Annotated in this window: 21 protein-coding genes; 5 read left to right on the top strand and 16 right to left on the bottom strand. The window is 64.5% G+C overall.

What is annotated here, in order from left to right; genetic code table 11:
* Positions 1 to 49: 49 nt before the first annotated feature.
* The 3 genes from GUY37_RS12075 to GUY37_RS12065 form a co-directional block, all read right to left on the bottom strand.
* On the bottom strand, positions 50 to 1255 hold the full coding sequence (locus GUY37_RS12075) for an acyl-CoA dehydrogenase family protein (RefSeq protein WP_166826011.1): 1206 nt from the start codon (positions 1253 to 1255) through the stop codon (positions 50 to 52).
* A gap of 72 nt (positions 1256 to 1327) precedes the next feature.
* Positions 1328 to 2122 (bottom strand): SDR family oxidoreductase, encoded by a 795-nt coding sequence (locus GUY37_RS12070; protein WP_166826008.1) that lies wholly within the window; start codon positions 2120 to 2122, stop codon positions 1328 to 1330.
* Positions 2119 to 3141 (bottom strand): phosphotransferase family protein, encoded by a 1023-nt coding sequence (locus tag GUY37_RS12065; protein ID WP_166826005.1) that lies wholly within the window; start codon positions 3139 to 3141, stop codon positions 2119 to 2121. Before GUY37_RS12065 ends, GUY37_RS12070 begins: the two co-directional genes overlap by 4 nt.
* A 176-nt stretch (positions 3142 to 3317) precedes the next feature.
* Here GUY37_RS12065 and GUY37_RS12060 point away from each other — a divergent pair, with 176 nt between their 5' ends.
* Positions 3318 to 4289, top strand: coding sequence for an NADPH:quinone oxidoreductase family protein (locus GUY37_RS12060; protein WP_166826003.1), 972 nt, complete (start codon positions 3318 to 3320; stop codon positions 4287 to 4289).
* 12 nt (positions 4290 to 4301) lie between these two features.
* On the opposite strand, the gene GUY37_RS12055 is transcribed toward GUY37_RS12060, so the two are convergent.
* Positions 4302 to 5468, bottom strand: coding sequence for an acyl-CoA dehydrogenase family protein (locus tag GUY37_RS12055; RefSeq protein WP_166826000.1), 1167 nt, complete (start codon positions 5466 to 5468; stop codon positions 4302 to 4304).
* A gap of 237 nt (positions 5469 to 5705) precedes the next feature.
* Between GUY37_RS12055 and GUY37_RS12050 the strand changes: the two genes are divergently transcribed.
* Positions 5706 to 6350, top strand: a complete 645-nt coding sequence (locus GUY37_RS12050; protein WP_166825997.1) for a TetR/AcrR family transcriptional regulator — start codon at positions 5706 to 5708, stop codon at positions 6348 to 6350.
* A 128-nt stretch (positions 6351 to 6478) separates the two neighbouring features.
* Here GUY37_RS12050 and GUY37_RS12045 read toward each other — a convergent pair whose 3' ends face one another.
* The 6 genes from GUY37_RS12045 to GUY37_RS12020 all read right to left on the bottom strand — a co-directional run bounded on the left by GUY37_RS12045 (position 6479) and on the right by GUY37_RS12020 (position 14357).
* Positions 6479 to 7861, bottom strand: a complete 1383-nt coding sequence (locus GUY37_RS12045; protein WP_166825994.1) for an MFS transporter — start codon at positions 7859 to 7861, stop codon at positions 6479 to 6481.
* A gap of 360 nt (positions 7862 to 8221) precedes the next feature.
* A complete protein-coding gene (locus GUY37_RS12040; RefSeq protein ID WP_166825991.1) occupies positions 8222 to 8947 on the bottom strand; it encodes a DeoR/GlpR family DNA-binding transcription regulator in 726 nt (241 codons plus the stop codon).
* 69 nt (positions 8948 to 9016) lie between these two features.
* Entirely contained in the window at positions 9017 to 10063 is a 1047-nt protein-coding gene (gene pdxA / locus GUY37_RS12035) for a 4-hydroxythreonine-4-phosphate dehydrogenase PdxA (protein ID WP_166825988.1), read from the bottom strand.
* A gap of 65 nt (positions 10064 to 10128) precedes the next feature.
* Positions 10129 to 11538: a four-carbon acid sugar kinase family protein gene (locus GUY37_RS12030; RefSeq protein WP_228278165.1), complete on the bottom strand. Its 1410-nt coding sequence runs from the start codon at positions 11536 to 11538 to the stop codon at positions 10129 to 10131.
* On the bottom strand, positions 11535 to 12980 hold the full coding sequence (locus tag GUY37_RS12025) for a GntP family permease (RefSeq protein ID WP_208094675.1): 1446 nt from the start codon (positions 12978 to 12980) through the stop codon (positions 11535 to 11537). The genes GUY37_RS12030 and GUY37_RS12025 overlap by 4 nt, the downstream gene beginning before the upstream one ends.
* Positions 12981 to 13295: 315 nt before the next feature.
* Entirely contained in the window at positions 13296 to 14357 is a 1062-nt protein-coding gene (locus tag GUY37_RS12020; RefSeq protein WP_166825986.1) for a 2,3-butanediol dehydrogenase, read from the bottom strand.
* Between the two features lie 145 nt (positions 14358 to 14502).
* Here GUY37_RS12020 and GUY37_RS12015 point away from each other — a divergent pair, with 145 nt between their 5' ends.
* A complete protein-coding gene (locus GUY37_RS12015) occupies positions 14503 to 16689 on the top strand; it encodes a heavy metal translocating P-type ATPase (protein ID WP_166825983.1) in 2187 nt (728 codons plus the stop codon).
* 91 nt (positions 16690 to 16780) lie between these two features.
* Here the strand turns inward: GUY37_RS12015 and GUY37_RS12010 are convergent, their stop codons facing one another.
* Entirely contained in the window at positions 16781 to 17740 is a 960-nt protein-coding gene (locus GUY37_RS12010; RefSeq protein WP_166825981.1) for a VOC family protein, read from the bottom strand.
* A 319-nt stretch (positions 17741 to 18059) separates the two neighbouring features.
* Here GUY37_RS12010 and GUY37_RS12005 point away from each other — a divergent pair, with 319 nt between their 5' ends.
* Positions 18060 to 18575, top strand: a complete 516-nt coding sequence (locus GUY37_RS12005; protein WP_166825978.1) for a hypothetical protein — start codon at positions 18060 to 18062, stop codon at positions 18573 to 18575.
* A gap of 12 nt (positions 18576 to 18587) precedes the next feature.
* On the opposite strand, the gene rraA is transcribed toward GUY37_RS12005, so the two are convergent.
* The 5 genes from rraA to GUY37_RS11980 all read right to left on the bottom strand — a co-directional run bounded on the left by rraA (position 18588) and on the right by GUY37_RS11980 (position 22566).
* On the bottom strand, positions 18588 to 19055 hold the full coding sequence (gene rraA, locus GUY37_RS12000) for a ribonuclease E activity regulator RraA (RefSeq protein ID WP_152347790.1): 468 nt from the start codon (positions 19053 to 19055) through the stop codon (positions 18588 to 18590).
* A 37-nt stretch (positions 19056 to 19092) separates the two neighbouring features.
* Positions 19093 to 20115 (bottom strand): D-cysteine desulfhydrase family protein, encoded by a 1023-nt coding sequence (locus tag GUY37_RS11995; protein WP_166825975.1) that lies wholly within the window; start codon positions 20113 to 20115, stop codon positions 19093 to 19095.
* Between the two features lie 83 nt (positions 20116 to 20198).
* Positions 20199 to 20639 (bottom strand): hypothetical protein, encoded by a 441-nt coding sequence (locus GUY37_RS11990; protein WP_166825972.1) that lies wholly within the window; start codon positions 20637 to 20639, stop codon positions 20199 to 20201.
* A gap of 210 nt (positions 20640 to 20849) precedes the next feature.
* The gene (locus GUY37_RS11985) at positions 20850 to 22157 is read right to left on the bottom strand and encodes a dicarboxylate/amino acid:cation symporter (protein ID WP_166825969.1); all 1308 of its coding nucleotides are present in this window, start codon (positions 22155 to 22157) and stop codon (positions 20850 to 20852) included.
* Positions 22158 to 22296: 139 nt separating this feature from the next.
* The gene (locus GUY37_RS11980; protein WP_166825965.1) at positions 22297 to 22566 is read right to left on the bottom strand and encodes a hypothetical protein; all 270 of its coding nucleotides are present in this window, start codon (positions 22564 to 22566) and stop codon (positions 22297 to 22299) included.
* Between the two features lie 136 nt (positions 22567 to 22702).
* Between GUY37_RS11980 and GUY37_RS11975 the strand changes: the two genes are divergently transcribed.
* A complete protein-coding gene (locus tag GUY37_RS11975) occupies positions 22703 to 24553 on the top strand; it encodes an acyl-CoA dehydrogenase (protein ID WP_166825962.1) in 1851 nt (616 codons plus the stop codon).
* Positions 24554 to 24628 lie beyond the last annotated feature (75 nt).

The following is a 24628-nucleotide window of genomic DNA, read 5'->3' as shown; positions in this document are numbered from 1 at the left end:
GAATGCTGCGGGCTCGGTGGGGTCTCACTGTATCGCGGAGAAGACGACCTCAACCACGGTATTTCTTGATCTCGTTGCGGGCGATGGAGCGCTTGTGCACCTCATCCGGACCATCGGCCAGACGCAGAGTGCGCATATGTGCCCACATCCGGGCCAGCGGGAAGTCCTCGGTGACACCGCCGCCGCCGTGGACCTGAACGGCCCGATCGATGACCTTCAGCGCCATCGTCGGTGCGACCACTTTGATCTCGGCGATCTCGTTCTTCGCAACCTTGTTGCCGTACCTGTCCATCATGTCCGCGGCATGCAGAGTCAGCAGCCGGGCCTGATCGATCTCGATCCGGGATTCGGCGATCCAGTCCTGGATGTTCGCCCGGTTCGACAGCTTCTCACCGAAGGTCACACGTGATTCGGCGCGCCTGACCATGAGTTCGAGTGCCCGCTCGGCGGCTCCGATGGCGCGCATGCAGTGGTGGATGCGGCCCGGGCCCAGGCGTGCCTGGCTGATGGCGAAGCCTTCACCCTCACCCTTGAGGATGTCCTTGAACGGCACCAGCACGTTCTCGAAGACGATCTCAGCATGTCCCTCCCGATCGGCGTAGCCGTACACGGGCAGATTGCGCACGACGGTGACACCTGGGGCGTCGATGGGCACGACGAGCATCGACTGCTGCCGGTGCACCTCGGCGGTGGGATCGGTCTTGCCCATGACGATGAGCACCCGGCAGTTCGGATGCATCGCGTTCGAGGCGAACCACTTGCGGCCGTTGAGGACGAAGCCGTCGTCGGAGCGCTCCATGCTCATCTGAACGTTCGTCGCATCGGAGCTGGCCACAGCCGGTTCGGTCATCGCGAAGGCCGAGGCGATCTCACCCTCGAGGAGGGGTTTGAGGTACTTCTCCTTGTGCTCATCGGTGCCGAAGACCGTGAAGACCTCCATATTGCCGGTATCCGGAGCATTGCAGTTGATCGCTTCGGGCGCGATCTCCAGGCTGCGTCCGGTGATTTCGGCCAGCGGAGCGTATTCGAGGTTCGTCAGGCCCGGTCCCCATTCCGGGTGCGGGTGGAAGAGGTTCCACAGACCTCGCGTCTTCGCTTCGGCCTTGAGGTCTTCGAGGATCTGCGGCTGCGTGTGGGGGCTGGCCGCCGCGGCCATCTGCTCGGCGTAGACCGGCTCGGCGGGGTAGACGAATTCGTCCATGAAAGCGTTGAGGCGCTCCTGATATTCGCGTCCGCGTTCGCTGTTTTCCAACACGTGGGCTCCTTGTCTCTTGGTGGGTCTCACACTGCTGTGAGCTCTGGTCGCATCCGGTGGTCAGGCTCGGTGTCACTGTTCGCTGAGTCGGGCTTGGTAGCGGGACATTCCACGCAGCCAGCGGTCGTAGTCACTGCCTTTCATCCGATACATCTCGAGGACTTCGGGGTGCGGCAGGATGAGGAACTGTTCGTCCTCGACGGCGTCGAGGACGATGGCGGCCACCTCGGTGGGTTCCAGGACGGTCCCGGCCGACGTCACGGCCCTCTGCGCGGCACCTCCGTCGGTGCCGGCGTCCTCGAGCAGGTTCGTGTTGACGCCCATCGGACAGATCACCGAGGCGCGGATTCCATCGTCGCGGTAGGTCATGGCCAACCATTCGGCAAACCCGACCGAAGCGTGCTTGGTCACCGAGTATGCTGCCGATCCGATCTGCGTGAGCAGCCCTGCCGCCGAGGCGGTGGCGACGAAGTATCCGGAACCGGCTTCCTGCCAGCGGGGGACGAGCGCCTGAGCGGCGCGGATATGAGCACGCATATTGACGTCGATGATCGCGTCCCAGGCCGCGTCGGTTTCCCCCAGCATCGCCGGGCCGATGATCCCGGCATTGGCGAAGTACAGATCGATCCCGCCGAGGCGGTCGTCGGCGAAGTCGATGAGTGCGCCGATTCCGTTCACCGAGGCCACGTCCCCGGTCCAAGCGGAAGCGGAGGCACCGAGCGCGGCGGCGGTGTCGCTGACCGCCGGGGAGATATCGGCCAGTACGACTGTTGCGCCGCGGTCGATGAGTTCGGCGGCCAATGCGGCACCGATTCCTCCGGCGGAACCGGTGACCACCGCACGCTTGCCGTTCAGTCTCGAGGTCATGATCTCTCCAGCAGGTCGAGCGCCTGACGGGCGAGATCCTCGACACCGGCTCCGGCCTCTTCGGGGTCGATATCGAGGTCGCCCATCTTCCCGGTCGCCAGGCGCGTGTAGACGCCTTCGCGGATGCAGGCGAGCTTCCACATCGCAAACGCCGAATAATAGCCGACATCGTGGACTTCGTTCCCGCTGGCTTCCTGGTAGCGGTCGATGAGTTCGTCTGCGGTGGGGAAGCCGTCATCGGTCCGGGGCACCCAGATGCTGGTGTATTCTTCGGGCACCGTGAGCATGGCGACGAAATAGCCGAGGTCGGTGAGCACCTCGCCGATGGCTGTCAGCTCCCAGTCGACGACGGCGTTGACCGCCCCGGAAGGGGTGAAGATCATATTGTTCGGTTTGAAATCCCCGTGCGCGATTCCCACAGCTGAGCCCGTCGGGTCGGGCATGGCCTCGCGGAGCACGTCGTGGACCTCATGGATGATCGGGGTCTCGCGCATCGCGATCTTCTCGACCTGACCGATCCAGCGGCGCAGCTGTCGGTCGATGAGTCCGCCGGGCCTGCGCAGATCGGACAACCCGACGGCATCGACATCGACGGAATGGATAGCCGCCAGCGCATCGACCATGCCGAAGGCGCAGTCACGGCGGTTCTCGGCAGGGATGGATTCCCACTCTGCGGGGGTGTTGACGGGGAATCCGGGACAGTGGTCCATGAACACGAAGGGGACGTCGAGGATCTCGGGGTCATCGACGATGTCGAGGACGGTCGGCACCGGAACACTGCTGTCGTTGAGTGCTGCCATGATCCGTCCCTCGCGGGCGACGTTGTGCGCACTGCCGCCCTCGTGGCCCAACGGCGGGCGTCGCAGGACCCACCGCGGACTGCCGTCGACGACGATGGTGAACGTGAGATTCGATCGACCGACCGACATCACGTCGACGTCGAAATCGCTGATCCCGAATTTCCGCTCGATCCATCTGCCGATGCTGTCCGCATCGAATCCTGCCGGTGATTGCGTCATCCTTGACCTTCCCGAGTGAACAATCGTTCAGTAGAGTTCACAGTATTCATCTCAAGCGAGGGAGTCAAGCTGTGAAAGTGATCACAGTCACAGCCTCTCGGTGTGATAGAGGTGAGATGACCGCCGACACCGGAGCCGAGCGGCTCCGTGTGGACCAAAATGTTAGCGAGGAACCCATGAAAGCCATTCGCGTCACCGCTCTGACCGGCCCCGATGATGTGGAGCACCTTGATGTGGAGCGCCCGGTTCCGGGACCGGGGCAGGTGCTCATCAAGGTCGCCTATGCCGGAGTGACGTTCCCCGAAGTGCTGCAGACCCGCGGGATGTACCAGGTCAAGCACGACCTGCCCTTCACCCTGGGGTCCGAGGCCTCCGGAATCGTCGCCGAGGCCGGGCCGGATTCCCGCTATTCCGTCGGTGATCGTGTCGCTGCGATCACCGGGAAGGGAACCTTCGCCGAATACCTCATCGCCGGTGACGAGGCCACCGTGAAGGTCCCGGACTCGGTCCCTCTGGCTGCCGCCGCGGGTATGCCGATGAACGTGCTCACCGCTGACTTCGCACTGCGTGTGCGCGCGCATGCGCAGCCGGGCCAGAGCCTCCTCGTCCACGGTGCCGCTGGTGGACTCGGCTCGGCCGCCGTGCAGCTGGGCTTGGCAATGGGCCTCGAGGTCGTCGCCGTCGTCTCGACCGAGGCGAAGGCCGAAGCAGTGCGGGAACTCGGCGCGACGCACGTCATCTTCGCCGACGGTTTCAAAGACGCGACGAAAGAGATCCGTCCGGGCGGCGTCGACTTCGTCTTCGACCCCGTCGGGGGTGATCGCTTCACCAATTCGACGCGAGTGCTCGCTCCGTTCGGGCGTCTCCTCGTTCTCGGTTTCACCGCCGGTGAGATCCCTTCGATCAAGGTCAACCGGCTGCTGCTGAAGAACATCTCCGTCGACGGCGTCGCCTGGGGTGCGGCGGCATGGGGCCACCCGCGCTATATCCACGAGCAGTGGGAGGCTGTCCTCGACCACGTCGCCGCAGGCAGCCTCAATCCGCGCATCCACGCGAACTATCCTTTGGCCGAGGCCTCCTCGGCGATCAATGAACTCGATGCGCGCTCCGTGATGGGCAAGGTCCTCCTCGAGGTCGCCGGAGAGTAGTCTCCGACGCCTCTACTTCTTGCGGTGGCGCTTGGCGATATCGCGTCCGATGAGCTCCTTCATCACTTCGTTCGCTCCGCCGAAGATCGCTTGGATGCGGTTGTCCTTGAAGACGCGGGCGATGGGGAACTCGAGCATGTAGCCGTAGCCCCCGAAGAGCTGCAGGCAGCGATTGACGACCTCGATCTCGAGATCCGACCCCAGATATTTCGCCTTGGCGGCATCGATGGCGGTGAGTTCGCCGTCGTTGAGCGCCAGTGCGCACCGGTCGATGAACGCCTCGAGCGCATCGACGCGGGTTTCGAGCTCGGCGAGTTCGAAGCGGGTGTTCTGGAAATCGCCGATGGTCTTCCCGAAGGCGGGGCGGTCGAAGACGTATTCCGCCGTCCACTCCAGCGCCGCCCGCGCTGATGCCAGAGTCCCCGATCCGATGAGGAGGCGCTCGGTGGGGAGATTGACCATGAGGTGGATGAAGCCGTGGTCGAGTTCGCCGAGGAGGGCATCGGCGGGGACCCGGACGTCAGAGAACGAGAGTTCGGCGGTGTCTTGGGCGTCCATGCCGAGCTTTCTGAGTTTGCGGCCCTTCTCGAAGCCGGGTGTGTCGGCGTCGACGATGAACAGCGAGGTGCCCTGAGCTGCCTTGGCGTCTGGGTTCGTGCGGGCGACGACGATGACGAAATCACAGTGGATGCCGTTGGTGATGAAGGTCTTCGTCCCGTTGATGACCCAATCGTCGCCGTCGCGGACGGCTTTCGTCGTGATGCCCTGCAGGTCCGAACCGGCATCAGGCTCTGTCATGGCGATCGCCCCGATCATGTCGCCGGAGGTCAGCCCCGTCAGGTACTTCTCCTTCTGGGCCTGTGTGCCCAGCTCCATGAGATAGCCGGGGACGATTCCGTCCGAGACGCCCCAGCCGCTTGTGGCCGCGCCGACGCCGCGGCGGGCGATCTCCTCGGAGCGGACCATCTCGAAACGGAAGTCCGAGACTCCTCCGCCGCCGAATTCCTCGGGAATGGCCAGGCCGATGATTCCCGACTGCGCCGCCTTTCGCCACATCTCCCGATCGACTAAGTGGTCGTCCTCCCACTGCTCGAGGTGGGGAACGACTTCGCGGTCGAGGAAAGCTCCGACAGAGCCTCGGAATGCCTCGTGGTCGTCGTTGTAAAGGTTCCTCTTCACGGGATGGGTCCTCTTCTGGAGTAGCGATTGGCCGAGTGCCGGGCCCCGTTTGCGGGGCGGGAGACCGTGGTGACTGTGTGGCCCTTGTCACTGATCGTGCGTTCAGTCTGACATTCTCCTGAAAAACAGTCAATGCAGACCGGAAGTGTGGGATAGTCGAAAAACAGTCACTGTCGACGGCTGACGGAATCGGCCCGAACGGCTGCTCTCGGATTCGAGCGCTGCGAGGAGGAAGCATTGGACGTTCGCAATCAAGCCGATCGCACTGCGCATTCTCGCGAGCTCATCCTCGACGCCACGATCGAGTGCTTGCTCAGCGAGGGCTACGCGGCGACGACGACGGTGCGGGTGCAGGCGATGGCGGGCGTGACCCGTGGACGTCTGCTCCATCATTTCCCCTCCAAACAGGACCTTCTCACGGCGGCGGTGGCCCGCCTCGGCGAGCAGAGGCTCAACCGTCGGCTGGAAGGCGAGGACGACGAATTCGATCGCATGCTCGGCGCAGAGCGACCGGCCGAGGCTGATGTCGGTGCGCGCAGCGATTGGGCGATCCTCACGCTGTGGACCGGACTCATGCACAGCAGCTTCTTCTCGGCGCTCGAACTGTGGACGGCTTCGCGCACCGATAACGATCTCGCCGCCAGCGTGCGCAGCCACGAGAAGGTCGTCCTCGATCGGGTGCGAGAGAACGCTCGTGAGCTGTTCGGCACGGAACTCACCTGTCGCCCCGGCTTCGACGAGTTCTTCACCATGGTCTTCGCCAGCATGCGCGGAATGGCTGTGACCTACACGTTCTCCCGACGTGACCCGCGTCGGGAGCCGATGCTCACCACCTGGCAGCGGACCGCGCGAACCCTGCTGTCGGGTGCGGCACCCGACTGACCCCGGCGGCAGAGAAGACTGACGACTCTGCAGGACGAACGTCCATCCTGCAGAGTCGTCGCCTGATTCCGGCACCGGCCCCAGATCAGTTGCCTAGGGGTGGTTCGACCGCCTCGGCGCAGAGTGGATCATTTCGTGTCGCCGACGAGCTCGGATTCGTCGAGGACGACGTCCGCCCCGGCCTCGGGAAGACCGCAGCCACGCAGCGAGGCGCCATTCGTCTCCTTCATGAAGATCGTGGCGACGAAGCCGATCGCACATGCCGCCATGACGAGATAGGCGGGAATGATGGTGTTGCCCGTCGCTCCGATGAGGCCATCGCTGATCGATGGAGCGGTACCGCCGAACAGAGCGGTCGAGACGTTGTACGCGATCGCGAAACCGGCAAAGCGCACTGGTCCGGGGAACATCGCCGGGAAAGTCGCTGAGATCGTCGAGATCTGCGGAATGTAGAGGATGCCGAGGACAGCCAGTCCGATGAGCGCCCAGACGAAGCCGTTGGCCATGAGCATGAACATCGGTATCGCCGCGACGAAGAGGCTGATGAGTGAGAAGTACCAGACCGGCTTGCGTCCGACCTTGTCCGAGAGCATGCCGCCGAACGGGATGAGGATCATCATGAACGCCTGCGCGAGGAACATCACGGTCAGTGAGGCGTTCGGGCTCATGCCGACCGGGTTCTGCAGATAGGTGGGCATGTAGGACAGCAGCGTGTAGTTGACGACGTTGACCGCGACGACCATGCCGCCGAGGACGAGCAGCTGCTTCTTGTAGTTCGCGAACAGAGTCGCGAAGACTTCCTTGACCGACTTGTCCTGATCGGTGCTGTCGAGTTCCTCGTAGACGGGGGACTCGTCGAGCTGAGAGCGCAGGTAGAGACCGACGACGCCGAGGACACCGGCGAAGACGAACGGAATCCTCCATGCCCAGTCCGTCATCGTCTGCTCTCCGAGGCCGAGCTGCAGGAGCAGAACGAACAGCGAGCCGGCGGCCATTCCGGCCAGAGTACCGAATTCGAGGAAGCTGCCGAAGAATCCGCGCCGGTTGTCGGGGGCGTATTCGGCCATGAATGTGGCGGCACCGCCGTATTCACCGCCGGAGGAGAAGCCCTGAATGACTCGGAGCAGGACGAGGACGATGGGGGCGGCGACGCCGATCGTGGCGTAGGACGGCAGCAGGGCGATGCAGAAGGTCGAACCGGCCATGAGGAGAATCGTCAGCGCCAATACGCGCTTGCGGCCGAGGCGGTCGCCCATCGGGCCCCAGACGATTCCGCCGAGGGGGCGGAAGACGAAGGACACGGCGAAGGTCAGCAGCGCCATCAGCTGTGCATGCTCGCCGGGGAAGAAATGCTGGGCGAGGTAGGTGACCGAGACGGCGTAGAGGCCGTAGTCGAACCACTCGGTCGCATTGCCCAGCGCCGAGGCGGCGACGGCCTTGCGGACCGTCTTGAGATCGGGCTCGGTCGGGGACGTCGGTGATGCGGATCCTGAGGTGCTGGGGATGCTCATGAATTCCTCCATTCATGCGGACCACTGTCGAAATGATCCTTCTTTCGAACCGAAGCAACATTACGAGCACGTGTTCAGCTTCTCAATCGAAGAATCCTGTCAAATCATCGGCGTGTCATTAGACATATAAGTGCCACCGACATGTCTGACCAGGAGGAATGCTCAGGTCGTTCAGAATTGGAGCGGCAAGCCAGCTTCACAGGGAACAGTGAAGTTATCGTTATGGAAATCCGGTTGACAGAAAATTCGATCAATGGCTGAATTTGTCCGTACGTTCCTGAGGAGTATGGTTCTCGTTCGCGTCTTCCGAACCATTTCTCAACTGTGGGCAGATCACGTCTGTTCGACTGGGAGCTCGCCTCAGCTCTGAGCGTGTTCCCCACCTTCGTCGATCCACGTCCAGCCGGCTGGAAGCAGTGCCCAGGCGGCGACCTCACGCCCGGCTTTCGAACTGTCGGCCAGTACGACGACGTGGTCTGCCCGCTCGGCGATGAGCTCTTTCGTGCGTGCTTCGTCGAGACTCGGTTCGCCGAGTCCCTGCGCCGGGTCGACGGCATCGGCGCCGAGGAACGCGATGTCGACATGGATGCGGGACAGCGCATGATCGGACAGTGCCCCGGTGGTGCCGTGCGAGAGGGTCGAGACCTCACCGCCGACCATGATCACCTTGGGGCCGACGGGATGAGCCAGGGCCAGCGCGATCTCGAGACCGCGGGTGAAGACAGTGAGCTCACTGCGGTCCCTGATCCGCTCGGCCAGTCGCACGGTCGTCGATCCGGCGTCGAGGAACACAGTGCGCACTCGGGCTTCGTCGAGCCGTTCAAGAGCCCGGGCGGCGATGGCGTCCTTCGATTCGGCCTGCTGCTCCATCCGCTCACCCAGCGGCGGTTCGACATAGCCGACCGGGGCGGCTCCGCCGATGGTGCGGATGATCTCACCGTCAGCAGCCATCTCACGCAGATCGCGGCGGATCGTCGATTCCGACGTGTCGAGTTCCCCGGACAGGCGAGGAATGCTCCACGAACCGGTCTTGAGCAGGCCGAGAATGGCTTCGCGGCGTCGCTGAGTGCCCGATCGGATCGCCATCTGTCTTCCTCTCCTTCGGCACGGGGCCGATCGCAGCGGTCATCGCCGCGATCGGGCATGCGACTCAGCCTACTGTGGCAGGTACTCGGCGCGGATGCCGTCGACGAACGGAGCGTATCCGATGGCGGCGCGGTAGGCCGAGCGCATGGTGCCCGCATCGGCGATTCCCCGACCGGCGATGTCGAAGGCAGTGCCGTGGTCGACGGAGGTGCGCAGGATCGGCAGGCCGACGGTGACGGAGATGGTGCCGTCGAAGTCGAAGGTCTTCGACGCGATGTGTCCCTGATCGTGGTACTGCGAGAGGATTCCGTCGTACCGGCCGGTCAGTCCCTGGTGGAAGACGGAGTCGGCCGGGATCGGTCCGGCGACGTCGAACGCACCGTCGGCATTGACCTGCTCGACGGCCGGGCGGAGGATCTCGATCTCCTCGTCACCGAAGGCTCCGTTCTCACCGCCGTGCGGATTGAGCGCGGCGACGGCCAACCTCGGCGAGGAGACACCATAGAGCTGAAGGGCGCGGTGGGCGCGTTCGATGGAGTCGATCTGCGTGTCCACGGTGAGGGCGTCGAGAGCCTTGCGCAGGGACATGTGGCGGGTGGCGAAGAAGATCTGGAGTTTGTGGTCGGGGACCTTCGTGTTCTCCACGACGAACATCGTGTCCTGCTTCGTCACGCCGGTCAGCTCACCGAGCATCTCGGTGTGCCCGAGGTGCTGTGAACCGGACTTCCACACGGCTTCCTTGTTGATGGGGCCGGTGACGATGCCGGCGATCTTCTCGTCCATGGCCGCCTGCGCGGCGATCTCGATCGCGGCCACCGAGGCCCGGCCGGCACGAGCGTCGACGACGCCCCATCCGGGCAGGTCGGTGCCGAGGACGCCGATATCGAAGACGTCGATGACGCCTTCGCCGGCCGAGGGGGTCGACCAGTCGGAGATGGCGCGCAGCTCGACGTCGAGTCCGAGGACGTCGACGGCGCGTTTCATCACGGCCAGATCCGCCACGGCGATTCCGTGCTGATCGTCCCTGCCGGCGAATTCCGCGAGCACCGTGGCGGTGATCTCCGGTCCGATACCGACGGGGTCGCCCACGGTTACGGCGAGTGCTGGTGCTGTCATTGCTGTCTCCTCAGATGGTTCGGATGATTGTCGGTCGATGGGGTGCAGAGTTAGTCCCGCACGATTCAGTTCCGCCTGACGCGGGCAGTGGTCGAGAGGAATTCGAGGCACTCGACGGCGGTGCCGGCTTCACCGATGAGTCCGCCCTTCGTGACGATCGGCAATCCGTCGGCGCGCCCACCGACGAGGCGACCGCCCACCGCCAGGGGCACGATCTCCTTGTCGATCTCCATACCCAGTGCGCCGAGTTCGCGCATCACCGTGGCGGTGACGTCGCCGCCGGTGGTGTAGAGGCCGCAGATCGGCATCGCGGACATGACCGCTGAGGCGATGAGTGCCAGGCGCCTTGTCGTCTGTTCGGATTCTGCATCGGTGAGTTCGCGCAGATCGCTGGTTTCGAGGACGGTGGCGATGATGATCGCCCGCGCCGAGGCGGCCCGTTCGATGAGGCCGAGTGTGGCCTGGATGTCGGGCAGGCCCGCGTCGTCCAACGGTGGGCGGAGGACCGTGATCGTGGGATCCTCGGCTGCTGCCGCCAGTTGGGAGCGCGTGACCTCGGTGGCCGAGCCCGAAATGCCGAGCAGGATGCCGTCGGCCGGGGTCGGCAGCTGGGACAGGGCCAGGGAGAGGCTGCCGGGGCCGGGATCGATGGTCACCCAGTCCAGCTGCTCACCGACGGCCAGACCTGCCCGATTGCGAATGTCAGGATCGGCCGCCTCGGCGATGTCGTGGCTGATCTCGGCGATGACGGAACCGACGAGGTCGATGTGGTCGGTGGTCAGAGCATCGGCGATGATCACTTCCGCCCCTTCGCCGAGGGCGTCGAGCACGGCGGTGCGGACGGCTGCACGGCCGGCCAGCACCGTGGCGATGTCGATGAGACGGCAGTCGAGATCCGTGCCGACGGCCAGGATCTCATCGATGACGGAGGTGCGCATGGGGGAGCGGACATCGTGGGCGAGCTCGGTGTGTTCGAGCAGTCGGCCGCCCAGCAGCTGCCGTCCCTGCACGGTGGTCCGGCCGGCGGCGGGGAAGGCCGGCATGCACAGTCCCAGCACGCGGTGCTGCGGACCGCCGGATGCGGCGAGTCCGCGCCTGCGCGCCGAGAGGGCGGCGGCTGCAGCAGGCCCGACATTGCCGCGCAGTGTGGTGTCGATGCGGCATGCCACGAGGTCGACGGCACCGGCGGAATCGATGAGTTCGGTATAGAGCTCGCTGGCCTGCCGCGGTGGCAGGTGCCGGGAATCGGTGTTGACGACCACCGCGTCGAACTCATCGAGCAGGCCGCTGAGGTCGATGGTGCCCGCCGGGCTGGTATCGGTGACGGTGATCGTCCGCAGGCCCGCCTCGGCGAACAGGGCCCCGCAGGCATTGCCGCCGGTGAGGTCGTCGGCGACGATGAGGATGCGCGGGCTCGCCTGCGTCGAGGAGGCGGCTGCGGTCATTTCGGAGTCGGACATGCGGGAGGCGCTCATACGACCAAGTCGAGCACGAACAGCAGCGGAAGGGAACAGATCCACACGGCGGTGGTGATTCCCGACCAGCCCTTGATGGCATTGATTCCGTCGAGACCGGTGAACCGGGTGACGACCCAGAAGTAGGAGTCGTTGAAGTAGGAGAAGACCATCGAACCGGCGGTGCAGGCCATCACGGCCACGAGCGGGTCGAGTCCCAGCGGGGCGATGAGCGGAGCCGTCACCGAGGCGGCGGTGATCATCGCGACCGTGCCCGATCCCTGCGCCAGGCGGACCAGGGAAGCGATGAGGAACGGAACGAGGAGGGCCGGCAGGCTGATGGAGGCGATCGCCTCGGCGAGGGCGTCACCGACGCCCGATTCGCGCAGCACCAGTCCGAAGCTTCCCCCGGCGCCGGTGATAAGCAGGATGAGTCCGGCCGAGGCGGCGCCGTCGGCCAGCCAGCTCTGCACCTGGCTGCGCGGGGTCACGCGGGGCAGGAGCGTGTAGACGGCGAGGACGAGGCCGATGATCAGAGCGACGACGGGGTTGCCGAGGAAGGCCAGAGGTGCGACCCAGGCGGAGGGTTCGTAGGCGTCGCCGGCGAGCTCGCCCTGAGCGTTCTTGTCGATCGCGGTGCTCACGGTGTTGGCGACGATGAGCAGGAGCGGGACGATCAGCGGCAGGAATCCGAGGAAGGCCCCCGGCTTCTTCGGCGAACCAGGGGTGGAATCGGTTCCGACCGAGTCTCCGCCTTCGGCCGTGAGGACGCTGCCGCCTGTCGAACCGGATGCGGACTCGACGACCGCTTCGGCGTAGACGTCGTGCTTGACCTGGGCGTTGAGGACGGGTTCGAGCTTGGGTCCGATCCAGCGGGCATAGACGACGACCACCGGCAAAAGGATGACCGTGAAGACGAGGCCGGCCAGGATGACCGATCCGATGTCGGCTCCGAGGATGCCGGTGGCTGCCAGCGGGCCGGGTGTCGGCGGCACCATGTGGTGGGTGAGCGTCATTCCGCAGCCCAGAGCCAGGGCGAGGGTGACGTAACCGCCCTTCTTCACCCTGGCGATCGAACGAGCCAGCGGGTTCATGATGACGTACCCGGAGTCGCAGAAGACCGGGATGGAGACGAGGGATCCGACCGTGCCCATCGCCCAGGGCTCACGGCCCTTGCCGAAGGCGCGGAGGAAGGCCCGAGCCAGAGAGTCGGCGGCGCCGGAGACTTCGAGGATCTTGCCGATGCCGACCCCGAGCCCGATGACGATGCCGATGCTGGCCAGGGTGTCGCCGAAGCCCGTGGTGATGGAGTCGACGATCGAGAGCAGATCCTGACCGGCGACGATTCCGGTGACGACGGATGCCAGGAGCAGAGCGATGAAGGCGTCGAGTCGGGTCGCGAGCACGATGACGACGATCGTCGCGATTCCGGCGATCAGCGCCAGGATGAGTTGCAGGTCCATAAGGTCCTCCGCAGTGAGGCCGGCTCGGGGAGCCAGGGTGTGTGGTTCTCATTGACTTCGACACGACCTGCGATGCCTGGGGCCGCGATGATCAGAACGAAGTTGAACAGTATGAGCAAGTATGTGTCATAACTGCGCATTTATGCAATGTCGAGTGCGGGTGCTTTCCTTCTGGCTCGGTGAATGCGGAGTCGAGCGTGTGAATGCGGAAATTCGAGGGAGCCGAATGTTGATTTCAGCGGACCAAATCTACATTCCGCTCCCTCGAATATGTGGGGTGCTCGCGGAGAGGGTACCGAGGAAGTTTCTGGTGGTTCAGGCGTGCGGATCGACGATGATCTTCACGTGTTGCTCGTTGTTGTTGATGAGTTCGTCGAACCCGCCCGTGATGAGCTCGTTCAGGCCGATGCGTGCGGTGATGAATGCGGAGAGATCGATGGTTCCGTCGGCGGCGAGTCTGATCGTCTCGGGGTGATCACCGGAGTAGCCGATCGTCCCTCTGAGATCGATCTCTTTGAGGACCAGCTTCGGCATATCGACTTCGGGCTTATGCCCCCAGATGGAGACGTTGACGATGACGCCGCCGGGGCGAGTAGCGTCGATGAGCATGTCCAGAACCGCGGGAACGGACGAGCATTCGAATCCTACGTCGGCTCCTCGCCCATCCGTGCGCTCGCGAACGGCTTCTGCGACATCGGATTCTCGCGGATCGAGAACTTCATCGGCAACGCCAGTCGACAGTGCCATCTCCTTCCGCGCCTCAGAGAGTTCGGAAATGTAAACGGTCAGCCCCTTGGCTTTGAGGACGGCGGCGGTGAGGAGACCGATCGGGCCCGCGCCGCCGACGACGGCGATCTGGCCGGCTCCAGCATCAGATCGCACAACTGCGTGGTGTGCGACTGACAACGGTTCGATCAGTGCAGCTTGATCGAGGGGAATGTCGCCGATGGGGTGCACCCAGCGACGCTGGACGACGATCTTCTCCGATAGCCCTCCACCGCGGCCGCCGAGGCCGATGAAGTTCATATTCTCGGACAGCTGATAGCTCTGGGCGGGGCCGGTGTCGACGTCGTCGGCGATGATGTAGGGCTCGACGACGACGTTCTGGCCGACCTCCAGATCGCTGACACCTTCACCGAGTTCGGTGATCGTGCCGGAGAACTCATGTCCCATAGTCACCGGCGCGGATTCGCCGGAGATCGGGTGGGGGTGGCCCGCCGGTGGGACGAAGATCGGCCCTTCGAGGTATTCGTGGAGATCAGTTCCGCAGATCCCGCACCATGCCACGTCGATGGCGACTGTGCCCGGTTGCAGTTCGGGCTCTGGAATATCGTCGATCCGGATGTCTTTGCGTGCGTGGAACCGTGCTGCTCTCATGCTGAGTCCTTTCGTGCGGCCTGTATGAGCCGTTCGGCGTTCTTCGACGCTAGAGCGCTTGCGAGATGAGAGCCAGGGTTGCATGGGATTGCACGTGAGGGGACTCACCGTTGATTTGTACCCCTAGGGGGTATATGTTCGAGGCATGGACAACCAGCAGAATCATCAGCATATGCGGCCCGACGAACCGGGGCACTCCGGACATGTTGAGGCCATGGACCATGCCGATCACGCTCACCACGACCACGACGGCCACGGCGGGCATTCCAGTCACGAGGGACATTCCGGACATTCGGGCCACGGCGATCATGCAGGTCATGCCGGCCACGGCGATCACGTCGCGCAGTTCCGACGCCTGTTTTGGGTCATGCTGGTCATCGCCGTTCCCGTCGTCGCATTCAGCCCGATGTTCGGCCACCTCGTCGGATATGAGGTTCCGGAAACCGGCTTCCTCGGTGCGCTCCGATGGCTCTCGCCGATCCTCGGCACCGTCATGTTCATCTGGGGCGGCAGGCCGTTTCTGACCGGCGGTCTCGACGAGATCAAGGGCCGCAGCCCGGGCATGATGCTGCTCATCGCTCTGGCGATCACGGTTGCCTTCATCTCCTCCTGGGGGTCGTCGCTGGGTCTGCTCGACCCGCAGCTCGACTTCTGGTGGGAGCTGGCGCTGCTGGTCGTGATCATGCTCGCCGGTCACTGGATGGAGATGCGCTCGCTGGCGCAGACCACCTCGGCGCTGGACAGCCTCGCCGCACTGCTGCCCGATGAAGCCGAGAAGATCGTCGACGGAGAGACGGTGAGCGTCGATCCGGCCGACCTCGTCGTCGGCGACATCGTCCTCGTCCGTCCCGGTTCCTCGATTCCCGCCGACGGTCGGATCATCGACGGTTCGGCCGATATGGACGAGTCCATGGTCACCGGAGAATCAGCCGCCGTTCGACGGGGCGAAGGCGAATCCGTCGTGGCCGGTACCGTCGCCACGGATTCCGGACTCCGAGTCGAGATCACCGCGATCGGTGACGACACCGCGCTGGCCGGAATCCAAAAGCTGGTCTCCGATGCCCAGAACTCCTCATCGCGCGCCCAGCGAATCGCCGATCGGGCCTCGGCCTGGCTGTTCTGGTTCGCTCTCGGGTCTGCCGTGATCACTGTGGCCGTCTGGTCGCTCATCGGTCTGCCGGATTCGGCGGTCGTGCGCACGATCACCGTGCTCGTCATCGCCTGTCCTCACGCTCTGGGCCTGGCCATTCCGCTGGTCGTCTCCATCGCCACCGAGCGGGCCGCCCGAGCCGGAGTCCTCGTCAAGGACCGTCTCGCACTCGAGACGATGCGCACGGTCGATTCCGTGCTCTTCGACAAGACGGGCACCCTGACGAAGGGCGAGCCGACGGTCACCGGCATCGAGGTGGTCCCGAGTGCAGGGCCCCACCGGACCGAGGGCGAGGTGCTCGGTCTGGCTGCCGCGGCCGAATCCGACAGCGAGCACCCGTTGGCCGCCGCCATCGTCCGGGCCGCGGCCGAACGGGGCGTCGATGTGCCGCGAGCATCCGACTTCTCCTCGTCACCCGCGGTCGGAGTCAGGGCCGTGATCGCGGGAGAGACGGTCGAGGTCGGTGGTCCCAGGCTGCTCGAGGAGCGCGATGCTCCCGAGGCCGAGGCCGCGGAGTCCTGGCGAGCCGAAGGCGCCATCATCCTCCATGTGCTCGTCGCAGGAGCCGTTGTAGGTGCCCTGCGTCTGGCCGACGAGATCCGGCCGGAATCTCGCGATGCCGTCGATGCCCTCCATGACATCGGTGCGCAGGTCGTGATGATCACCGGAGACGCCGAGGCGGTCGCGCAGTCCGTGGCCTCCGAACTCGGCATCGACCGTGTCTTTGCCGGTGTTCATCCCGCTGACAAGGCGGCGAAGGTCGCCGAACTGCAGGATGAAGGACGCCGTGTGGCAATGGTCGGTGACGGTGTCAACGATGCCCCTGCTCTGGCGCAGGCCGATGTCGGCATCGCCATCGGCGCCGGAACCGATGTGGCCATCGGCTCTGCCGGGGTCATCCTCGCCTCCGACGACCCGCGTTCCGTGCTCTCGGTGGTCGAACTCTCTCGGGCGACCTACCGGAAGATGAAGCAGAACCTGTGGTGGGCAGCGGGATACAACCTGCTGTCGGTGCCGTTGGCGGCCGGAGTCCTCGCCCCCATCGGGTTCGTCCTGCCGATGAGCGTGGGCGCGATCCTGATGTCGATCTCGACGATCGTCGTCGCCCTCAACGCTCAGCTGCTGCGCCGACTCGACCTGCACCCGCAGGCGGCGGTCGAGCGAGTGCGGAGCCAGCGCTGATCGCAGCGGGCACGACTGAGGCGGGCGATGCTCTTGGCATCACCCGCCTCAGTCCGTTCATGCCGACAGAGTCATTCTTGTCGGCAGAGCGTCAGCGCGCCAGTGTCTCGCCGATCGAGCTGGTTCCGATGGCCAGCGTGACCTGCGTGCCCCACGGATCGTCGACGCGAACCGAACGTCCGTCATCAGCGAAATCGAGGTCGTGCGCACGCAGGCGAGCGACGAGGGCATCGAGGTCCTCGCGGCCGGGAACGGTGATCGCCACATCCCCGAGGCCGAGTCCGGCCGCTCGGGGACCGGCGCCGCGGCTGTTCCAGGTGTTCATGGCGACGTGGTGGTGGTATCCGCCGGCCGCCGTGAAGAGGACTCCGGGCATCGATGACAGCGACGGCTCGAAGCCGAGTGCGTCGACGTAGAACTCGCGGGCCTGCGGAATGTTGCCGACCTGCAGGTGGACGTGTCCCACGATGCCGGGCTCGGCGGAGGCGTTCGCGAGGACGTCCTGGTCGAGGTGGCGTTCGAGGAAGCGGTTCGGGTCGAGGTAGAGCGTATCCATCTGGACCTCGCCGTCGAGTGAGTGAGTCCATTCCGAACGCGCGCGGTCGATGTAGAGCTCGATGCCGTTGCCTTCGGGATCGGTGAAGTAGAAGGCCTGGCTGACCAGGTGATCGCTGGAGCCGACGAAGGTGCTGTTCGTGTTCTGCGCGGCATGGGCGACCGTGGCTGCCAGCGCTTCCTTGGTGTCGAAAAGGAAGGCGGTGTGGAACAGGCCTGCCTGCTTGGGGTCGACGCCGGGCAGGCCCGGGGTGGACACGAGCTTGACCAGGGGAGCGGTGCCGCGGCCGAGCACACGATGGACCTCGCCGCCGCGCGCGGTCTCCTCGAGCGGTTCCATTGCCAGGGCGTTCGAGTAGTAGGTCGACATCTTCTCGAGGTCGCCGACGCGCAGAGTCACGGCGTCCATTCCGATGGCCGCGCTGAGGCGCTTCTCATCGACGGCGGGAGTCTGCCGGTCGGTGGGAATCGGTGCCTGGGTGGGGGTGGTGATCATGCTGTCCTCCTGAGCTGGGCTCTTGATCTGAGTGTAGAGCAGAATAGTTGAATGTTCAACAACCGGTTTGACGGATGCGTTCTCGAGCTGCGCCGAGGCGGCCCGTCGGCCATGATCATCGCCGACCCAGGCGTTGACAGGTCCGATAGATTCTCGGTCATGGAACACAATCAGCGCCCGGAGGTGCCGAAGGCGGGCCGCACCGTCACCCACAAGGTCCTCAGTCTGATGACGACCTTCGAAGAGCCGCGGCGCCGAGCGACCCCTCGATGACCGAGGCGATGCGACACCAGTCGACTCTCGCCGATAGGCTGGTGCCATGAGGTTCGATTCGAAGTCCACCCCTGCGCTCGCAGTCGCGGGGCTCCTGACGGCCGCGCTCATCGGTCTCAGCGGCTGCGGCAGCGACACTGACTCCGCACCGGAGCCCGAGTCGACACCGACAGCAACCCTGGACGTCGTGGCGCAGGGCTTCGATTCCCTCGCCGAGCTCTCAGACTATGTGGCGCAGTCCTTGGACGGGGTCGAGGTGAGTCTCGAATCCGAGACGAACCCCGACTTCAACGAGGAGACCGAACCCGAGCGCCTCCATGTCGACTTCGCCTCGGATGAGAACAGAGCACAGGACATGGAGGCCACCGCACTGATCGTCCAGGCGACCTCACAGGCGGCCTTCGACTATGACATCCTCATGGTCACCGGCGACGTGTCGGCTGGGGAGTGGTCATACCTCTACGATCGATCGACCGTCGAAGAGCTCACTGGCGGCGGCCACATCGTCGTCGCCGACATCTGGGACTCGGCCGAACAGAGCTTCGACACCATTCATCGATGAGGCTCTGCCGCCCTACTTCTCGACGGCGACGCCGTCGGCGTCGGCGAAGACCATCGCTCCGGGGCGGATCGTCGCGCCGCCCATCTCCACAGCCACGTCGATCTCACCGGCGCCGTCCTTCGCACTCTTGCGCGGGTTGCTGGCCAGTGCCTTGATCCCGAACTCCATCTCCGCCAGAGCCTCACGGTCGCGGACGGCGCCGTTGATGACGACACCGTTCCAGCCGTTTCGGACCCCCGCCTCGGCGATCATGTCTCCCATGAGAGCAGTGGCGATCGAACCGTCACCGTCGATGACGAGCACGGCGCCGTCGCCAGGCTGATTGAGGGTCTGCTTGACCAGGCCGTTGTCCTGGAAGCAGCGGATCGTGCGAGCCGGCCCCGAGAACGAGGTCTTGGCTCCGAAGTCGCCGAAGTCCAGGGCGATCGAATACAGGTCCTCACCGCGTTCGTCCCACAGGTCTGCTGTCGAAACTGTCATCTGTCTGCCTTCCGTTGGTGGTGTGATCCGGAGTCGGTCAGGCGAATGCCTGGGTGCGGGCATAGAGTCCGGGGACTCCGCCGGAGTGGACGAAGACGACCGTGTCGTCGGAGGAGAAGCGGCCGATGCGGATGAGATGAATGAGGCCGGCCGCGGCCTTGCCGGTGTAGACGGGGTCGAGGAGGATCCCCTCGGTGCTGGCGAAGAGACGCACGGCCTCGACCATCTCGGGAGTCGGCAGAGCGTATCCGGTCCCGAAATAGTCGCCGAGGCCCACTGTGGCTTCGCGAGGAACCGAGGGCAGATCGAGGAACCGTGCCGTGGAGTCGACGAGGTCGACGATCTTCGGTTCCTGTTCCGCCTGTGTCCGGCTGACGTTGATGCCGATGACCGGGATCTCGCTTCCCGCGCTGTGAAGTCCCACGATGAGCCCGGCCTGCATCCCGGCCGAGCCGCTGGGGGCCACGATCGTGGGGGACTCCACCCCCGTCTCGGCGATTTGGTCGAGCAACTCAACGGCACAGTCGGCGTAGCCGAGCGCACCGATCGGATTCGAACCGCCCACCGGGATGACATAGGGTTTCCTGCCCTCGCCGCGCAGCTTTTCGGCCAGATTCTCAGCCTCGCCGAGGAGGTCGGCCCCGTGGCCGAGCACCGTGACCGAATCCGCGCCGAGGAGGTCGAAGAGCAGGAAATTTCCCGTGTACTCCGGCGGGTTCGCCCCTGCCGGACCGAGGGCGCTGCCGTCAGGTCCGAGGTCCTCCTCGACGATGAGGTGGCAGCCGAGACCCTCGACGCGTGCAGCCGACAGGGTCAGTCGGCAGTGATTGGACTGGACCCCGCCGGCGGTGATGAGTGTGTCCGCGCCCTGGTTCAGGGCATCGGCGATGAGGAACTCGAGCTTGCGCGTCTTGTTCCCGCCCTGGGTCAGTCCCAGCCGGTCATCGCGTTTGATCCAGATCTGCGGTCCGCCGAGTTCGGCTGACAGGCGCTGCAGAGGCTGGAGAGGTGTCGGTCCTTCGGTGTAGCTGCGACGTGGGATTTCGTTCAGGGTGACCATGGTTCCCGAGTCTACCGAGCTGGTCAGCTGTGCTGACAAGACGCCGACCAGAATCTGGTCAACGGGATGATATCCGGTTGTCCTCAGCTGACGAACTCGACCTCTCGAACAGCGTCGCCGCCCTTGTCCGCGGCGATCGCGTTTCTCACCGTCAGGTTCATGACGTCATGGGTATCCAGATTCGTGTAGGAGACCCAGATGTACCCCTTGCCGGAATCGGCTGACGTGCGATGCCAACGATTGGCGTGCCCGTCGTTGTGCTCGGCGAGGGCAGCGACGACGTTCTTCGTGGCGAGCTGATCCACGACCACGGCATCACCGATGCCGTAGGCAGTGATCAGTCTGTCCGCGTACTCGACGGCACTCTTCGGGTGTCCCGAACTCTGGGGTGCCTGAGCGGCACTGGACGCGGGTGCAGAATCGTCGGAGGCCGATGCCGGCCCGGCGACGGTCCCCAGAGAGGCGACACCGGCGATTGCGGCGAGTCCCCACGTTGCGACTTGACTGCGGATGGTGGCGGGCATGTGACATCTCCTCTTCCAGATCACGGTCATTGCTGCACACGAGTATCGTCATCGCAGGTGAGAACCGATTCCCGGAGTCTGAACAGAAGCTGAATCGCGGAGCCGCGATTGCAGACGTTCTATTGCGTTCCTATGACATCTCCGAGACATTCGACTGGAAGGGGACTTGTCCGAATCTGTGGACTCGGAAGTGTGACGAATTCACCGAGCTTACGGAATCAAATCGTGATCATCCTCTGTCTGGTCCATCCAGTCCTTTCCATCGAGGATGCGAGCGACCATCATCGAACTCGCCTGATCGCCGACGGAGTTGACGGTGGTGGCGGGGGGATCGATGACGGTTCCGATGATCTGGATGATCGGCAGTGCTGCGGCCGGGAAGCCGTAGAGGGTGATGATCATGAGCTCACCGATGAAGCCTCCGGACGGGATCCCCGCCATGACCATTCCGGCCAGCAGTGCCACCGCGATGGCGATGACGATGTTCTCCAGGGTGAAGAAGTCGCGCTGGAACACCGCGAAGAGGAACGCGATCTTGAGGATCGCGGACAGACTCGAACCTTCCATATGGATCGTGGCACCGATCGGCACGATCGTCTCACGGATGTCCCGGGGGACTCCGATCCTCTCTCCCGCACGCAGGTTCGCCGGGATCGCCGCCACCGAGGAGGACGTGCCCAAGGAGATCGCGGTGGGTTCGAGGATATTGCCCCAGAACCGAGAGACGCCTCGGCGGCCGCCGGCGAGGAAGGAGTAGAACGTGAACGCGAGGATGAAGTAGGCGATCGCCACCGGGTAGTAGACGAGGAAGGCGCGAACATAGTCTCCGACGAGCTGGGAGCCGAGGTCACCGATGAGAGCGGCGAAGTAGGCGCCGAGACCGATCGGGGCGTAGTACATGACGATCGAGGTGAATTTGAGGAACACCTCGGTGCCGGAGCTCAGGAACCGGGCGAACGGCCGGCCCGCGTCGCCGGTCTTGCTGGTGGCGAATCCGACGATGACGGCGAATACGATGAGGGCGAGCATATGCTCGGCGGACAGGATCTTCGAGAAGTCGTCGACGACGACGGTCTGGACGAGCTGATCGCCGATGGACCCGACCTCCTCGACGTTCTCCGGTTCCTGCATCTCCACCTGGACTCCGTCGGTGGCGTTGAAGATGCGCAGCGCGGCGACCATGATGATGGAGGCGATGATGCCGGTGACGGCGAAGACGCCGAGCATGCTGCCCATGATCTTGCCCAGTCGCGCGGCCGAGGACATTCCCGCGACCGCGGAGGCGATGGAGAAGAACACGAGCGGCACGACGAGGGTGAACATCATGTTGATGAACAGAGTGCCGAACGGCTTGATGACGGTGGCGCGTTCACCGAAGACGAGGCCGATGACCGCTCCGATGACCACCCCGGCGAGGATGAAGAGCGGGAAACGGTAATTGCGGAGAATCCGGAGGAATCCCGACGACTGAGTCTTCGAGTCCGAGGTCTGCGCAGCCGAGGCAGCGGAGGAGGGCATTGGCTCTGCCTTTCATATCAGCATCATTGTTCCGCCGACAGCGCGGCGAGGCGTCGTTGCCCTGGCGATACTACCTGTGACACAGCGGAACCCGGCACGCGGATGGCCGCGGACCGGGTTCTTCGGTCGAGCAGACGAATCAGTTCTCGGTCGACGTCTCGGAATCCTCGGAGCCCCCGAGCGGAGTCGCTGCGGACTCGTCGATTGCCTCGTGCGAGCCGTCCGGGCGGCGATGGAGAGTCACTCCTTCCGCCTCGGCGGCCTTCTTCAGCTCCTCTTCGGACGGGTCTTCGGCATATCCGGGGGTCGACCCGTAGGCGACGTCGGGTCCGCTGGCCTTGGCCGCGAATTCGTCGAGCTTGTCGTTGATCCTGTCGATCTTGTCCTGTGGATCTTTTCGATCGGTCATCTTCCAGTACCTCACTGATTCGAAGACGGTGTACCTGTGACCATAGCTGTTTTCATGGATTCGTCCAGGGGGACGCCTCCCGTGCAGACGCTGAGTCGAGCTTTACTTAACGAACGATTAGCCTTAATTTGGTCTCGTGAGCGAAAAGAACACAGGCAATGGCGTCTCGGCGACGGAATCCGTCCTCTCCGCCGAGGACATCGACTTCCAACTCTATGACTGGCTCAAGGTCGACGAGCTCTGCTCGAGGCAGCGCTTCTCCGACCATTCGCGTGAAGTCTTCGACTCCGTGCTCGAAGCCAGCGAGGAGCTCGCCAAGGAGCGGTTCGCCACTCATGCGCGGAAGTCCGACCTCAACGAACCGACTTTCGACGGCACTGCAGTGACGCTGATCCCCGAGATCAAGTCCGCGCTCGACCAGTTCGCCGGCGTGGGTCTGCTCTCGGCGACGATGGATGAGAGCGTCGGCGGCATTCAGCTGCCGCAGACGGTCGCGAAGGCCTGCTTCGCCTGGTTCCAGGCGGCCAATATCGGCACCGCCAGCTACCCGATGCTGACCATGGCCAACGCCGGTCTCCTGCTCGAATACGGCACCGAGGAGCAGATCGAGAAGTACGTCCTGCCCGAGCTCGACGGCCGCTTCTTCGGCACCATGTGCCTGTCCGAACCCGAGGTCGGCTCCTCCCTCGGCGACGTCACGACGAAGGCTGTTCGTGACCCTGGCGGAGGCGACGATGCCTTCCGCATCCACGGGACGAAGATGTGGATTTCCGGCGGCGACCACGAACTCTCTGAGAACATCGTCCACCTCGTCCTCGCCCGCGCCGAAGGCGACCAGCCGGGCGTCAAGGGCCTGAGCCTGTTCCTCGTTCCGAAACGGCTCGTCAACGACGACGGCAGCCTCGGCGAGCGCAATGACGTCGTCCTGTCCGGACTGAACCACAAGATGGGGTGGCGCGGAACGACGAACACGCTGCTGAACTTCGGTGAGGGCGCACACACTCCGGCCGGGTCCGCCGGTGCGGTCGGCTATCTGGTGGGGGAGCGAGGCAAGGGTCTGGCCTGCATGTTCCACATGATGAACGAGGCTCGAATCGGTGTCGGCGCCGGTGCAGTCGGACTGGGCTACCACGGGTACCTCGATGCGCTGCGCTATGCCCGCGACCGCCGTCAGGGCCGTCCCGACGGTGCCAAGGGGTCCGATGGTTCGCCGGTCCCGATCGCTGAGCACTCCGATGTCCGGCGGATGCTGCTGTCGTCGAAGAGCTACGTCGAGGGCGGACTCGGGCTCGTCCTCTATGCCGCGCGACTGCTCGACGAGTCCGAAACCGCCGATACCGCGGCCGAGCGTGACCGAGCCGCACTGCTGCTCGATGTGCTCACCCCGATCGTCAAGACCTGGCCGAGCGTATGGTGCCTGAAGGCCAATGATCATGCCATTCAGGTGCTCGGCGGAGCCGGGTACGCCCGTGATCACGATGTCGAACAGCTCTACCGTGACAACCGGCTCAACCCGATCCACGAGGGCACGCACGGCATTCAGGCCAAGGATCTGCTCGGGCGCAAAGTCGTCATGAAGGGCGGAGCCGGCCTGCAGGTGCTGCTGGAGCAGATGCGGGAGACCCTCGCCGAGGCGGCCGACCGTGCCGCATGGTCCGCCGAGACCGCAGCGCTGCAGACAGCCGTCGACCGTATCGAATCCGTGACTGCCGCAGTGTGGTCGAGCGGGGATCCTGCGGTGGCTCTCGACAACGCATGGACCTATTTGGAAGCAGTGGGCCATACGGTCATGGCGTGGCTGTGGCTGCAGCAGGGAATGGCTGCCGAGGCGACCGTCGGCGAACGTGGCGACTCTGCTTTCCTCAAGGGAAAGATCGCCGCGGCGCGGTATTTCTTTGCTCACGAACTGCCGCAGACCGGCCCATGGTTCGATCTTGTGGAGAGCGGGGCGACGACATTCACAGACCTCGACGACTCCTGGCTGTGATGATTCTCAGCCGTCGCCGGCAGACATCTCTGACTGCAGGAGCTCCGGGCGCGCGCTCAATGCACCCGGAACTCT

The organism is Brevibacterium limosum (genome assembly GCF_011617705.1).
Lineage (GTDB): Bacteria > Actinomycetota > Actinomycetes > Actinomycetales > Brevibacteriaceae > Brevibacterium > Brevibacterium limosum.
This window is presented reverse-complemented; position numbering and strand designations above follow the sequence as displayed.

What these genes read in the sequence shown, in the direction of transcription:
- GUY37_RS12070 (WP_166826008.1), bottom strand. Translation starts at nt 2,122, where the DNA reads ATGACCTCGAGACTGAACGGCAAGCGTGCGGTGGTCACCGGTTCCGCC.
- GUY37_RS12065 (WP_166826005.1), bottom strand. Translation starts at nt 3,141, where the DNA reads ATGACGCAATCACCGGCAGGATTCGATGCGGACAGCATCGGCAGATGG.
- GUY37_RS12060 (WP_166826003.1), top strand. Translation starts at nt 3,318, where the DNA reads ATGAAAGCCATTCGCGTCACCGCTCTGACCGGCCCCGATGATGTGGAG.
- GUY37_RS12045 (WP_166825994.1), bottom strand. Translation starts at nt 7,861, where the DNA reads ATGAGCATCCCCAGCACCTCAGGATCCGCATCACCGACGTCCCCGACC.
- GUY37_RS12040 (WP_166825991.1), bottom strand. Translation starts at nt 8,947, where the DNA reads ATGGCGATCCGATCGGGCACTCAGCGACGCCGCGAAGCCATTCTCGGC.
- pdxA (WP_166825988.1), bottom strand. Translation starts at nt 10,063, where the DNA reads ATGACAGCACCAGCACTCGCCGTAACCGTGGGCGACCCCGTCGGTATC.
- GUY37_RS12030 (WP_228278165.1), bottom strand. Translation starts at nt 11,538, where the DNA reads ATGAGCGCCTCCCGCATGTCCGACTCCGAAATGACCGCAGCCGCCTCC.
- GUY37_RS12025 (WP_208094675.1), bottom strand. Translation starts at nt 12,980, where the DNA reads ATGGACCTGCAACTCATCCTGGCGCTGATCGCCGGAATCGCGACGATC.
- GUY37_RS12020 (WP_166825986.1), bottom strand. Translation starts at nt 14,357, where the DNA reads ATGAGAGCAGCACGGTTCCACGCACGCAAAGACATCCGGATCGACGAT.
- GUY37_RS12015 (WP_166825983.1), top strand. Translation starts at nt 14,503, where the DNA reads ATGGACAACCAGCAGAATCATCAGCATATGCGGCCCGACGAACCGGGG.
- GUY37_RS12010 (WP_166825981.1), bottom strand. Translation starts at nt 17,740, where the DNA reads ATGATCACCACCCCCACCCAGGCACCGATTCCCACCGACCGGCAGACT.
- GUY37_RS12005 (WP_166825978.1), top strand. Translation starts at nt 18,060, where the DNA reads ATGAGGTTCGATTCGAAGTCCACCCCTGCGCTCGCAGTCGCGGGGCTC.
- rraA (WP_152347790.1), bottom strand. Translation starts at nt 19,055, where the DNA reads ATGACAGTTTCGACAGCAGACCTGTGGGACGAACGCGGTGAGGACCTG.
- GUY37_RS11995 (WP_166825975.1), bottom strand. Translation starts at nt 20,115, where the DNA reads ATGGTCACCCTGAACGAAATCCCACGTCGCAGCTACACCGAAGGACCG.
- GUY37_RS11990 (WP_166825972.1), bottom strand. Translation starts at nt 20,639, where the DNA reads ATGCCCGCCACCATCCGCAGTCAAGTCGCAACGTGGGGACTCGCCGCA.
- GUY37_RS11985 (WP_166825969.1), bottom strand. Translation starts at nt 22,157, where the DNA reads ATGCCCTCCTCCGCTGCCTCGGCTGCGCAGACCTCGGACTCGAAGACT.
- GUY37_RS11980 (WP_166825965.1), bottom strand. Translation starts at nt 22,566, where the DNA reads ATGACCGATCGAAAAGATCCACAGGACAAGATCGACAGGATCAACGAC.